The organism is Roseicyclus amphidinii, from assembly GCF_030163755.1.
Classification (GTDB): Bacteria; Pseudomonadota; Alphaproteobacteria; order Rhodobacterales; family Rhodobacteraceae; genus Roseicyclus; species Roseicyclus amphidinii.
Window position 1 is genome coordinate 45,557 of the sequence record NZ_JASJOE010000003.1, and the last position, 12,814, is coordinate 58,370.

Genomic DNA, 12,814 nt, shown 5'->3' on the forward strand with positions numbered 1-12,814 from the left:
CGGACACTCCGCCTTTCGCGCTGTCTGTGGACGAGGTTGTCGCGCGGCGCGACACCGATGCCGGGCGATCTGGTCGTTCTTGAAGCCGGGGACATGGTCACCGCCGGCCTGAGACTGATCGAGGCCGCCGGCCTGCAGGTCGACGAGGCGGTGCTGACGGGCGAATCCACGCCCGTGGAGAAATCCACCGACCCGCTGGATGCCGAGACCGAGGTCGGAGACCGCTGCAACATGGTCTTCAAGGGCACCGCGATCACGCAAGGGTCGGGCCTCGGCGTTGCCGTGGCCACAGGCATGGGGACCGGGATCGGGCGCATCAGCGATCTGGCAGGCAGCGCCAGGGCCGAGGTCACGGCACTGGAAAAGCGGCTCGACCGGCTGGGGCATCGGCTGGTGTGGCTGTCGCTGACCCTGGCCGCGTTGGCGATCGGCGGCGGCATCCTGCGCGGCTCGGACATGGTCGGCATGGTGCAGACGGGGGTCGCGCTGGCCGTGGCCTCGGTGCCCGAGGGGTTGCCCATCGTCGCAACCCTCAGCCTCGCACGGGGCATGTGGCGCATGAGCGCGCGCAATGCGCTGATCACGCAGCTGTCGTCGGTCGAGACACTGGGGGCCACGACCGTCATCCTGACCGACAAGACCGGCACGCTGACCGAAAACCGGATAAGCGTGGTGCGCTACCTGTTCGAGCGTGGCGAAGTCGAGGTGGGCGGCGATGGCGGCGACAGGTTCCGCCGCGACGATGAGGCCATTTCGCTCGAAGACGACACCCGCCTCGACCTTGCCTTGCGGGTCGGCGCGCTTTGCACCAACGCCGAGGCCGGTGGCGAGGACGCTGAGAACCACACGGGCGATCCGATGGAGGTTGCCTTGCTCAAGGTCGCCCGGACCGCGTCAAGGACGCGCAAGGATCTGCTGAACGACCTGCCGGAGCGGCGCGAGCACGCCTTCGACCCCGAGCGGAAGATGATGGCCACCGTTCACGAGGATGGCGACAGGTTCCTCATCGCCGTCAAGGGCGCGCCCGAAGCGGTTCTGGAGGTCTGCTCGGAGGTGATGACCGCAGACGGCGCGACGGAGGCGCTGACGGACGAGGATCGCGCGCGCTGGCGCGACCGCAACATCGCGGCCGCGAAGGAGGGGTTGCGCCCTCTGGCGCTGGCCATGACGGAGGTCCCTGAGCCGGACGCCGAGCCCTACACCGGCTTGCAGCTGATCGGGCTGGTCTGCCTTCTCGACCCGGTGCGCGAGGACGTGCCGGACGCCATCGCGGCCTGCCGGACCGCCGGTGTCCGGGTCGTGATGCTCACGGGCGACCATGCCGACACCGCCGAAACCATCGCCCGCGACGCGGGGCTTGGAGAAGACGACCTGACGGTGATGCAGGGAACCGATCTGGCCGGGATCGAGCCGGGCGACATCTAGGAGGAGCGGCTGGCCGAGGTGATGCGCACGGATGTCTTCGCCCGCGTCTCGCCCGAGGCCAAGCTGACACTCGTCTCGCTGTTTCAGGAGACCGGGCATGTCGTGGCCATGACCGGCGACGGCGTGAACGACGCGCCCGCGCTGAAGAAGGCCGATATCCGCATCGCCATGGGCCAGCGGGGCACCGAGGTGGCAAAGGAAGCCGTCCGGATGGTGTTGCGGGATGACCGCTTTCCCACGATCATCGCCGCGATGCGCGAGGGGCGCGGGATCTTCGGCAACATCCGCAACTTCGCCGTCTACATGCTGTCGTGCAACATCAGCCAGTTGCCTGTCGTGGGCCTTGCGGTCGCCGCCGGGCTGACAACGCCGCTCCTGCCCTTGCAGATCCTCTATCCGAACGTGGTGACCGGCGTTTTCCGGCGCTGGCGCTCGGCCTCGGGCCCGGCAGCGAAACCGTGCTGCGCGACCCGCCGCGCGATCCCGAAGAGCCGATCGTGGACGGCGGAAGCTGGAGGTTTACCGGCGTTCTGGGCGGGGTCGTGACGGCCGCGATCCTGGGCGCGTTCCTGGTCGCGCTGTTCTGGCTGGACCTCGACGACGGCGTCGCCGTGACGGCGGCCTTCCTGACCCTGTCGCTGGGGCATCTGTGGAACATCTTCAACCTGCGCGACCCGAGGGCGGGACCGATCCTGAACGATGTCACCCGAAACGGATATGTCCGGGGCGCGGTGGTGATCTGCGTTGCCCTCATCGCGGCGGCCCTGTGGCTGCCGGGGCTTTCGGGGCTGCTGCACCTGAAGGCACCGGGGCCCGAGGGGCTGGCGCTTGCCGTGGGCGCAAGCCTGATCCCGCTGCCGTTGGCGCAGCTCTGGACCCCCTCGTCCGCAAGCGGCGGAGCGACTGATCCGCTCTTTACCGCGGTCAATGCGGCCCCGGCCCAAGGCTTCCATGCTGGTGCCGCGGCATGGGGGTTCGCCCCTGTCGCAGGATCACAGATCAAGGAGGCGACACATGTCCATGCTCAAGGTCATCGAGGTTCTCGCGGAGTCCCCCGACAGTTTCGACGCCGCGGCCGCCGCAGCCGTCACGCAGGCCGCGCAAACCGTGCGCAACATCAGGTCCGTCTACATCAAGGACATGAACGCCGAGGTCACCGACGGCCGGATCACCTCGTATCGCGTGAACGCCAAGATCAGCTTCATGGTCGACGGCCAATCGGCCAGCTGACCCGAAAGGAGGTCCGACATGCCCCGCAGACATGCCGGTGTCGGTGCCCTGCCCACGGTCGCGTCCCTCGCCACGGGCGCGGCCACGGCGCAGGAGGTCGCCACCACCTACGAGGACGCGTGGATCTCGCTCGGCGGCACGGTCGAGGCGGTGCGGTCCACAAGCTTCCTGCTCGATTACGGCGACAACGACATCACCGTCGAACTGGACCGGTTCGACTGGTCCATCGACCGGGCCGCCCTCGAGGGCCGATACGTCAACGTCACCGGCCGGATGGACCGCAACTTCGGCGACACCCGCTCGATCGAAGCCGCGACGGTCCATGTTCCCGCCCTCAACGACTACATCTACGCCGATCCCGCGGACGAGGAGGGCGACCCTTCGGTCGTTCGCAGCTTCCTGCCGGGGGCCTTTCCGGCCACCGCGTCCGATGGCGCGTTTCTCGCCGTCTCGGGGCGGGTGACCGAGGTCGGCACGGCGGCGATCATCATCGACATCGGCACCTCGCCGCTGCGGGTGGACACGCGGCTGATCCCCGGCGCGCCGGATGCGCCCCCGGTCGAGGTCGGCGACCATGTCGTCGTGACGGGCCGGATGGACGCCGACCGCCTTCTCGACCGGCGGGAGATCGAGGCCAGCACGATCACCCGGCTGACCGACGCCAGCCGGTGACCCCGTAGGGCGGGCCATATCCGGCCCGTCTCCACAAGAAAGGACAGCCATGACCTACACAAGGTTCGCCGCGATGATCGTGACCTCCACGGTTGCGATGTATGGCATGATGTATCTTAACACCTACGCCCTCGACCATGTCTACTGGAGCCAGACGCGCGCCTGGATGGCGCTCTACATGGGGGCGGGCATGGCGGTCATCATGCTGGGATACATGGCCCGGATGTATGAGGGGCGCGGGATCAAGCTGGCGATCTTTCTTGCGGCGGCGCTGGTCTTTGCCGGATCGGTCGCCCTGCTGCGGAGCCAACGCACGGTCGACGACCTCGCATGGATGCGGGCGATGATCCCGCATCACTCCATCGCCATCCTGACCAGCGAACGGGCGCGGATCTCCGACCCGAGGGTGCGCGAGCTGGCCGACGAGATCATCGAGACCCAGCGCCGCGAGATCGCCCTGATGCAGGACCTGATCGCCGATCTCGAGGCACGGTGACGGCCGGGTCCGCGCCCCTGCGGCGCAGCCCCGGCGCGGGCCTCATCCGTCATGGGCCATGATCGACCTCTCGATCCCTTCCAGCGGAAGATTCGTCAGGTCCTTGTCCATCTCGGCCACGATCACCGCGCGCAGCCGGTCGTCGCTGGCCGCGCGGATCGCGCCCAGCGAGCGGGGATCGGCGATCAGGACGAGGGAACCGAACCGCCCCTTCTGCACCATGTCTGACAGCCGACCGGCCAAGTTTCGGGCGAACCGCTCCTCCTCCAGCCGGTGCCAGTCGGTGTCGTCCATCGCGCTGGACCCGTAGGCCGCGACATCGCCGCCGGTCTCGCGCGCCGCGTCATGCTGGCGTCCGGGGCGGTCGGTCGCCATCTCCCGCGCGAGCGGGTTCTCGCTTTGCTCGTGGTCGATCACCTCGAGATGCAGGAACTCCGGGTCGCCCTTGTTCCTGAGCAAGAGATATTTCTCGCCATCGGCGACGACGACCCAGGTGTCATGGTCCAGTTTCACGGCATGTATCCTTTCTTCCTCGCACCCGGTCGGGCCGCCCGCGCCACGCGCGGCGGGCGACGGGCGGGCGGACATGGGGTGCCATGGGGTGCCGGGACGACGCTAGCAGCGAAAAAACCGGCACGACTTAACCGCTGCTAAGGCAACGCCCCGCCGGGCTGATCCACGCTTGCGGTTGGCACATAGCGGCCCGCCTGCCCCCGGCTGGCGCGGGACGACACACCATCGGCAAAGGAGACAGGCACCAGATGCAGACCCCGATCGAAGTCGCGTTCAGGCACGTCGACCCCACCGATGAGATCAAGGCCCTCATCCTCGAAAAGGCCGACCAGCTCGAGACCTATTACGACGGCATCACCAGTTGCCATGTCTATGTCCGCGCCCCGCACCAGAGCCAGCGCAAGGGAAATCTCTACGAGGTGACCGTCGAGGTTCGCGTGCCCGGCACCGAGCTTGTCGTGCGCAACGACATGGGCGACGTGGCCGAGCATGAACATCTGCGCGTCGCCATCCGCGATGCCTTCGCGGCCATGACGACCGAGTTGAAGCGATGGAAGGCGCAGATCCGGGACGAGGTGAAGACCACCGACGGCGGCCCGCTTCAGGGCAAGGTCGTCGAGATCCGCCATGACGAGGATTTCGGCCAGATCATCGCCACCGACCAGCGGATTGTCTATTTCCACCGCAACAGCGTGGTCGACGGCAGCTTCGACGAGCTGCAACCGCGCGATCCGGTCGAGCTGGTCGTGCAGACCGGCGAAAGCCCCATCGGCCCGCAGGCCAGCACGGTGCGGCGGATCGGGGCGCTGGAATTCAACCCGGCGACGAAACCGAGCCGAAGATGAGTGCTGAACCGCTCGACGTCGCCATCATCGGGGCCGGGACAGCCGGGCTTTCGGCAAGAGTCGAGGTCGCGCAAGTGACCGACAGCTACAGGGTCTTCGACCCGGGCCCTTATGGCACGTTCTGTGCCCGCGCCGCCTGCATGCCGTCCAAGGCGCTATTGCACTCGGCCCATGCGTTTCACCGCCGCCACACCTTCGAAACGCTTGGCATCCTCGGTGGCGAGGCGCTCGAGGTGGACGCCGCCCGCGTCATGGAAGAGACCCGCAAGCTGCGCGACAGCCTCGTCGAGGGCGTCAAGGAGAGCATGAAGCCATGGCGCGACACCCATCTCGTGCCCCATGCCGCGATCCTTGAACCGGACGGCATCCTGCGGGCCGGGGAAACCCGGTTCCGCGCGCTCGCGACGGTGATCGCGACCGGCTCGCGGGCGGTGGTTCCGGACGGCTGGCGGCACCGGCTGGGCGACCTTCTCCTGACCTCCGACGATATCTTCGAGTTGCGTGACCTGCCGCGCAGGATGGCAGTGATCGGCCTCGGGCCGGTCGGTCTCGAGCTGGGGCAGGCACTGGCCCGTCTCGGCGTCGAGGTCACCGGCTTCGACCCCGAGGCCACCATCGGTGGCCTCACCGATCCCGATCTGCTGGAGCGGCTCAGCCGGTCGCTCTCGGACGAGGTGACCATCGTCAACGCCGCGGCGGACCCCGTCGCAACAGAGGACGACGCGATCCGCATTAAATGGGACGGCGGCGAGACGGAGGTCGACAGGATCCTCGTCGCGATGGGGCGCAGGCCGAACATCGGCGCGCTCGGTCTCGAGACATGGAACGTCGTGTTGGACCAAGACGGTCGGCCCGACCTGCCGGATGGACGGCTAAACCTGCCCGGAACGCGCATCTACTTCGCCGGGGACGCCGGCACCGGCCCCGCGCTGCTGCACGAAGCCTCCGACGAGGGGCGCCTTGCGGGCTATTTCGCCGCCCGCGGCGGGGATGCCAGATTCGACCGACGGACACCGCTGCGCATGGTGTTCTGCGAGCCGCAGATCGCGCTGGCGGGCGCGACATGGGAGACGCTGAAGGACCGCGCCGACGAAATTGCCATCGGCGAGGCCAGTTTCGACGAGGCCGGCCGCACGCGCCTGCAGCGGGCGCCGGGCGGCGGGCTGCGCATCTATGCCGAGAAGGCCACCGCGCGCATCCTGGGCGCGGCCATCGTCGCGCCCGAGGCCGAGCACCTTGCCCACCTGCTGGCCCTTGCCATCGAGCGGCAGGACGATCTGAGCGCCCTCCTGCGGATGCCGGTCTACCACCCCACCCACGAAGAGGTGCTGCGCCGCGGCCTGCGGCGCGCGCTGAAGGCCACCGCGGTCGAAGCGACCGAGCTTGACGCGATCCGATGCGAGGACGCGCCGGTCGATTGCGGCGCGGACTGAACCCAAGCGGCGCGGCCGGCCCCGCAGCCGCGCCACGCCCCGCACCATTGGAAAGGACATGACATGTCACCCCCCGACGTAAATCTCGAGAAGCAGAAACGCAGGCATTGGCCGGTGTTCGTGGGCGTCGCCGCCGCGATTGCGGTGGCGATTGTCACCTGGCTGGCCCTCGAAGGCCAGTTGGACGAGGCCGAGGAAGACACGTCGCCGACCGTGATGGAAGACGAGGTCGCCGAATGACCGCGCGCAGCGCTCAGGGCATCGCGGGGCCGTAGATGCCGCATTCGAACGGCCACGCGCCGGTCGAGGCACAAGCCGGTGACCGCCGCGTTTCCATCGCGATCTGGGCCAACGCAGTCCTGACGGCTGCGCAGGTCGTGGGCGGCATCCTGTCGGGCAGCCTCGCGCTGATTGCGGACGCGCTGCACAATTTCTCGGACATGGCCTCGCTGGTGATCGCGTTCGCCGCCCGCAAGATCGCGCGGCGTCCGGCTGACGCGCGGATGACCTTCGGCTATGGCCGGGCCGAGGTCGTGGCGGCCCTCATCAACTACGCGACGCTGATCCTCGTGGGCCTCTACCTGATCTACGAGGGGGTCATACGCCTGATCGACCCGCCCGAAGTGCAGGGCTGGACGGTCGTGATCCTCGGCGGCGTGGCGCTGGCGGTCGATGCGCTGACCGCGGCGCTTACGTGGTCGATGCAGAAGCACAGCGTCAACATCCGCGCGCTTTTCCTGCACAACCTGTCGGACGCGCTCGCATCGGTCGCGGTCATCGTCGGAGGTTTGCTGATCCTGCTCCATGAGCTGGCTTGGGTCGATCCCGCGATCACCATCGGCATCGCCCTCTACATCCTCTTTCTCGCCCTGACCGAGATCGACAGCCCGATCCGCACACTGATGCTGGGCAGCCCGCCCGACATCGACCCCGCGGCCGTCATCGACGAGGTTCGGGCTGTGGACGGCGTCGCCGATCTCCACCACGTCCACCTGTGGCAGATGCAGGAACACGCGGCGGCGCTGGACTGTCACGTCGTGGTAAAGGCCGCGTGCTGGCCGCGCGTCGAGACGATCAGGCAGGAGATCAAGGCGAAGCTGGAAACAGGCTTCGGCATCGCCCATTCCAGCCTCGAATTCGAACACGAGGACCGCGCGCACAAGGACGCCGCGCTCTTCGGCGACGGCGACGGGCGACATTAGCCGCCGTTAATGACGCGCCCGTTCGACCGCCCGACACTGATCGGCAAGACGTGACGTCTTGGATGACAGGAGGAGCGGAGTTGCGCATCGCATTGATAGCCCCCTTGATGGAAGCGGTGCCGCCCCGTGCCTACGGCGGGACCGAGCGGGTGGTCGCCAGATTTGCCGAGGCGTTGAGCGCCCGCGGCCACCGGGTCACGGTCTTCGCCAATGCCGAAAGCCGGGTGACCGCGGAGCTTGTGGTCTGCCGGGACCGGTCGCTTCTGACCGATGACCGCCTGACAGAGGGCATGGCAGATCAGATCCTGATGCTCGACCGCGTCCGCCGTATGGCCGACCGCTTCAACATCCTGCATTTCCATACCGAGTTCCTGCACTTCCCGATGTTCGAGGGGATCGCGGGCAAGACCGTCACCACCTGCCATTCCCGGCTCGATTACGTGGGCCATGCCCGCTTCTTTCACCGCTACCGGGACTTCCCGCTAATCTCGATCTCGGATGCACAACGCCGGTCGCTTCCCCACGCCAACTGGGCGGCGACGATCCATCACGGATACCCGCTGGACCTGTTCCGGCACCTTCCGGGCGAGCCCGGAAACGGGTCGGGCGGCTATCTCGCCTTTCTCGGACGGATCGCGCCGGACAAGGGGATCGACACCGCGATCGAGATCGCGCGCCGCGCGCGGGTGCCGCTGAAATTCGCAGCCCGGATCAACGCGTTCGACCGGCCATATTGCGAACAGGAGATCAGGCCCCATGTCGATGGACGCCAGGTCGAATACGTGGGCGAGATTTCGGACGCGAAGAAATCGGAATTCCTCGGACGCGCTCGCGCGCTGCTCTTCCCGATCCGGTGGCCGGAACCTTTCGGACCGGTCATGATCGAGGCGATGGCCTGCGGAACCCCCGTCATCGGCTATCCCTGCGGGGCGGTGCCCGAGGTCATCGCAGATGGCGTCACCGGGCGTATCGTCGGCAGCATCGACGACGCGGTCTCGGCATTGGCTGCGGTCGGACAGCTGGACCGGGCCACCATAAGGTGCCGTTTCGAACATGGATTTCGAGCGACCGGATGGCCGAGGCGCATCTCGACCTCTACAGACGGCTTCTCACCGGCCGCGAAACTGCGCGCCCGCAACGCATCCCTCGCCGCAAGTCTACGGGCGCGCCGGGTCGCTCGATGCAGGCTGCCGGCCTCGGGCTGGCCTTGCGTCCCGATCCGGCCGATCCCGCGGCCCGGACGGACTGAGGCCGTGCAGGCAGAGACACGGAGGGGGTGCCATGACGATCGAGGACGTCCAACCCCAACCGCTTCGGGCCCGACACCCGACACGATTTCCATGTTCTGAAGGATGGCGATCTCTTCGCCGTCTTTCCCGCCAGCGGCGAGATCAATGCCCGCGACGCCACCATGGGCGAGGCACATTCCAAGGACGGATTGTTCTATCGCGATACCCGCTACCTTTCCCGCCTGTCGCTCTCGATCAACGGCACCGGCCTGATCGAACTGGGCCATGACACGCGCGACGACGACGCGGGCTTTCGCAGCGATCTGGCCAACTTGCGGCTCGTCGACAGCCTCGGCACCGATTTCCTCGATTTCGAGCTGCATGTCCGGCGCGAGCGCGTGCTGTTCGACGGGCTGTTCGACGGGCTGTTCGACCGGGTCGAGATCACCAACTTCGGCACGCGCATGGCCGAGCTCGATCTCGTGATCGAGTGCAGGGCGGATTTCCGCGACATCTTCGAGGTGCGCGGCGCGGACCCGTGGGACCGGGGCAGCACCCTGCCCCCGGAATTCGACGGGGGCACACTCCGCTTCGGCTACGAGACTGCCGACGGTCGGCGGCTGACCACGCGGGTGACGCTCGACCCGGCCCCGCGTTTCGACCGCGGACGCGCGCATATCGGCTTGTCGCTGCCCCCCAAGGCGCGGCAGGAGATCCTCTGCACAGTGCAGATCGATGAGCGACCGGTCGCGCGCGCCGATCCCGACGAAGGCGTTCATGCCGATCACGGCGCGCCCGCCCCGAGGCAAGCGACCCCGACTTTCGACGAAGCAATACGGACCGTCGCCGCCCGGATGCAGAGCCGGATCGACCGCACCGCGCGGATCAGGACCTCGCGGCCGTCCTTCGACGCCTGGCTGACGCGGTCCTCGGCCGATCTGGCGATCCTGACCGCCGACCTGCCGACCGGCCCCTACATCCATGCCGGGGTTCCCTGGTTCTCCGTGCCCTTCGGGCGCGACGGGCTGATCACCGCGCTGCAGACGCTGTGGCTTGATGCCGAGCTGGCGGGCGGCGTGCTCGACTTTCTGGCCGCAACGCAGGCGCGCACGTTCGATGCCTTCTGCGACGCGGAACCCGGCAAGATCCTGCACGAGCATCGCAACGGCGAGCTGGCCCGCACCGGGGCGGTGCCGTTCCACCACTATTACGGCGGCATCGACCAGACGCTTCTGTTCGTCGTGCTGGCCCATGCCCACTGGACACGCACCGGCGACAGGGACCGCCTGCAGCGACTTCTGCCCGCGATCCGCGCCACGCTGGTCTGGGCCGCCGAGTATGGCGACAGGGACGGCGACGGCTTGATCGAATACGCCCGTTCCGCCGAAACCGGTCTGCGCAACCAGGGATGGAAGGTTTCCGACGATGCCGTCTTCCATGCCGATGGTGCGCTCTGCGCGAGCCCTGTCGCCCTCGTCGAGGTTCAAGGCCATTACGCCGCCGCCTTGCGGCGGCTGGCCGATGCGCTGGTCGACAGGGTCGACGCCGCTTTCTGGGACGACGACCCGGGCCCCTATTGCATCGCGCTCGATGCGGAACATGTGCCGGTCCGGGTCTCGACCTCGAACGCGGGCCACCTGCCCTGTTTCGGGGCCGCCCTGCCGCAGCGGCTGGATCGCCTGCCCGAGCTGTGGTGCGGCCTGCCGCGCAGGGAGACCGCGCAGCCCGTGGCCTTCCCCTCGGCCTGGGCGCCGCAGGCCTGGGCGGCGGGCGCGCCCTTTCTGTGCCTGCAGGCCTGTCTCGGGATAGAGATCGACGGGCCAGCCCGGCAGATCCGTATCACCGACCCGGTTTTGCCCGCGGATATCGACTGGCTCGATGTGACCGACCTGCGCGTCGGGGATTGCTGCGCGCGGCTGAGGTTCCGGCGCAAGGAAGGCCGAAGGGCCGAGCTGGAGATCCTCGCAGCCGATCCCGCGCTCGACATCCGGCTGGAGACGGCGCGCGGCAGCCCCTGAGCCACACCGCCACCGGTCAGCGTCGCGCGAGCAGGGCGGACAGGGCGCTCCAGCCCCGCGTGTTGAGGATATCGTCCGCCGACAGCCAGCCGCGACGGGCCTGATCCATGCCGTAGCGGATGTTGCCCAGCCCTCCGGTTGAATGGGCGTCGGTAGAAAGCGCGATCTTCACGCCGTGGTCTGCCGCCATCCGGCAATGCACGTCACTCAGGTCAAGCCGGATCGGGTTGGCGTTCAATTCCAGCGCGCAGCCCTGGTCGGCGGCGGACTTCACGATCCGCTCCATGTCCAACGCTATCCCCTTTCGCTGGCCGATCTGTCGCCCCGTCGTGTGGCCGATGACATGGACGTGGGCGTTCTCCATCGCGCGCAGGATGCGCTCGGTCTGGTCCTCTTCGTCGAGGTCGAAATGGGAATGGACCGACGCGACCACGAGATCGAGCCTGTCGAGCAGATCGTCCGAAAAATCCAGCGTGCCGTCCTCGAGGATGTCCACCTCGCAGCCCGCCAGCAGACGGAAGCCGTCAAACCTCTCGTTCAACGCGGCGATGCTTTCGATCTGCGCGTCCAGATCCCCCTCGCTCAACCCGCCGGCCTGGGTCTGGCGTTTCGAATGGTCGGTGATGGCGAGGTAATCGTAACCCCGCTCCTGCGCCGCTTCGGCCATCTCGCGGAGCGTGTTCTTCCCGTCCGAGGCATCGCTGTGGCAATGCAGGTCGCCCTTCAGGTCGTCCAGCTTGACCAGCGCGGGCAATTCGCCCTTCTCCGCCGCCGTGATCTCGCCGCGGTCCTCGCGCAGGACGGGCGCGATCCACGGCAGGCCGATCCGGTCGTAGACCTCTTCCTCGGTGTCGCCCGCGACGCGGGTTTCGCCGTCGAACAGCCCGTATTCGTTGAGTTTCAGGTCACGGTCCTGCGCCCGTCTGCGGCCTGCGATGTTATGCGCCCTGGAGCCGGTGAAATAGTGCATCGCCGCGCCCCAGCTGGCCTTCGGGATCACGCGCAGATCCACGTTCAGGCCCGAACGCAACCTTACCGTCGAGCGGGTCTTGCCCTGCGAAATCACCTCCTCCACCTCGTCATGGTCGACGAACCGGTCGATGATCGCGCCACCGTCCTCGCCAGCGGCGAGAATGTCGAGATCGCCCACCGTCTCCTTGCGGCGGCGGTAGCTGCCCGCGATCTCGGCCTTGTCCACGCCGTCGATCCGCCTGATCCACTTCACGAGCGGCTCGGCGAAATCCTCGGCCACGTCCAGCCGGAAACGGCGCTCGCCGGTATCCTTCTCTTCCAGCGCGTCGCGGATCCTGGCCTGCGTCTTGTCGCCGAACCCGTCCACATCGGCGACCCGCCCCGCCTCGGCGGCCTCCGCCAACTCGTCGAGCGAGGCGAGCCCGAGCGCCTCGAACAGCGCACGGGCGCGTTTCGGCCCGATGCCGGGGATGCGCGTGGCCTCGACGATGGCCTCGGGCACCTCTCCGGACAGGTCTTCGAGCAGCGGCAGCTCTCCGGTCCGGACGATCTCGGCGATCTTGCCGGCAAGGTCCTCGCCGATATCGGGCAGGTCGGACAGATCCTCCCCCTCCTCGACCCGGTCGGCGATCGCGCGGCTCTGGTCGCGGATCGTGGCGGCGGCGTTGCGATAGGCCCGCACCCGGAACCGGTTGGCGTCCTGCACCTCGAGCAGGTCTGCGACATGGTCGAAGATCGACGCGATCTCGCTGTTATGCACCGGCATCCGCGCCCCCTTT

The 12,814-nt window shown here is 67.9% G+C and carries 11 protein-coding genes and 3 pseudogenes; 12 read left to right on the forward strand and 2 right to left on the reverse strand.

All coding sequences use genetic code 11. The features are described from left to right. Window positions 1-57 precede the first annotated feature (57 nt). From QQK83_RS19430 to QQK83_RS01830, 6 genes and pseudogenes are all read left to right on the forward strand, one after another. Window positions 58-675: pseudogene (locus QQK83_RS19430) on the forward strand (HAD-IC family P-type ATPase); the annotation flags it as partial. Window positions 676-705: 30 nt separating this feature from the next. Beyond that, window positions 706-1,971 (forward strand): annotated as a pseudogene (locus QQK83_RS19345) (HAD-IC family P-type ATPase). After that, window positions 1,884-2,240 (forward strand): annotated as a pseudogene (locus tag QQK83_RS19350) (cation transporting ATPase C-terminal domain-containing protein); the annotation flags it as partial. The pseudogenes QQK83_RS19345 and QQK83_RS19350, both read left to right, overlap by 88 nt. Before the next feature lie 199 nt (window positions 2,241-2,439). Then, complete coding sequence (locus tag QQK83_RS01820; RefSeq protein ID WP_284261117.1) at window positions 2,440-2,655, forward strand: dodecin family protein; 216 nt, start codon at window positions 2,440-2,442, stop codon at window positions 2,653-2,655. Between the two features lie 18 nt (window positions 2,656-2,673). Continuing rightward, a complete protein-coding gene (locus QQK83_RS01825) occupies window positions 2,674-3,327 on the forward strand; it encodes a hypothetical protein (protein WP_284261119.1) in 654 nt (217 codons plus the stop codon). A gap of 49 nt (window positions 3,328-3,376) precedes the next feature. After that, complete coding sequence (locus QQK83_RS01830) at window positions 3,377-3,823, forward strand: DUF305 domain-containing protein (RefSeq protein WP_284261122.1); 447 nt, start codon at window positions 3,377-3,379, stop codon at window positions 3,821-3,823. A gap of 42 nt (window positions 3,824-3,865) precedes the next feature. On the opposite strand, the gene QQK83_RS01835 is transcribed toward QQK83_RS01830, so the two are convergent. After that, the gene (locus QQK83_RS01835; RefSeq protein WP_284261125.1) at window positions 3,866-4,336 is read right to left on the reverse strand and encodes a host attachment family protein; all 471 of its coding nucleotides are present in this window, start codon (window positions 4,334-4,336) and stop codon (window positions 3,866-3,868) included. A gap of 248 nt (window positions 4,337-4,584) precedes the next feature. Here QQK83_RS01835 and QQK83_RS01840 point away from each other — a divergent pair, with 248 nt between their 5' ends. The 6 genes from QQK83_RS01840 to QQK83_RS01865 all read left to right on the forward strand — a co-directional run bounded on the left by QQK83_RS01840 (window position 4,585) and on the right by QQK83_RS01865 (window position 11,063). Next, window positions 4,585-5,181 carry an HPF/RaiA family ribosome-associated protein gene (locus tag QQK83_RS01840; RefSeq protein WP_284261128.1) on the forward strand — a complete coding sequence of 199 codons (597 nt, stop codon included), beginning with the start codon at window positions 4,585-4,587 and terminating at the stop codon, window positions 5,179-5,181. Beyond that, window positions 5,178-6,614 carry a dihydrolipoyl dehydrogenase gene (locus QQK83_RS01845; RefSeq protein ID WP_284261131.1) on the forward strand — a complete coding sequence of 479 codons (1,437 nt, stop codon included), beginning with the start codon at window positions 5,178-5,180 and terminating at the stop codon, window positions 6,612-6,614. Before QQK83_RS01840 ends, QQK83_RS01845 begins: the two co-directional genes overlap by 4 nt. 63 nt (window positions 6,615-6,677) lie before the next feature. Continuing rightward, window positions 6,678-6,854 (forward strand): hypothetical protein, encoded by a 177-nt coding sequence (locus QQK83_RS01850; RefSeq protein ID WP_284261134.1) that lies wholly within the window; start codon window positions 6,678-6,680, stop codon window positions 6,852-6,854. Window positions 6,855-6,889: 35 nt separating this feature from the next. Further along, window positions 6,890-7,816: a cation diffusion facilitator family transporter gene (locus QQK83_RS01855; RefSeq protein WP_284261137.1), complete on the forward strand. Its 927-nt coding sequence runs from the start codon at window positions 6,890-6,892 to the stop codon at window positions 7,814-7,816. An 80-nt stretch (window positions 7,817-7,896) separates the two neighbouring features. Next, window positions 7,897-9,165 (forward strand): glycosyltransferase family 4 protein, encoded by a 1,269-nt coding sequence (locus tag QQK83_RS01860; RefSeq protein ID WP_284261140.1) that lies wholly within the window; start codon window positions 7,897-7,899, stop codon window positions 9,163-9,165. Between the two features lie 41 nt (window positions 9,166-9,206). Further along, window positions 9,207-11,063, forward strand: a complete 1,857-nt coding sequence (locus tag QQK83_RS01865) for an amylo-alpha-1,6-glucosidase (RefSeq protein WP_284261252.1) — start codon at window positions 9,207-9,209, stop codon at window positions 11,061-11,063. A gap of 16 nt (window positions 11,064-11,079) precedes the next feature. On the opposite strand, the gene polX is transcribed toward QQK83_RS01865, so the two are convergent. After that, a complete protein-coding gene (polX, locus tag QQK83_RS01870) occupies window positions 11,080-12,801 on the reverse strand; it encodes a DNA polymerase/3'-5' exonuclease PolX (protein ID WP_284261142.1) in 1,722 nt (573 codons plus the stop codon). Between the last annotated feature and the right edge of the window lie 13 nt (window positions 12,802-12,814).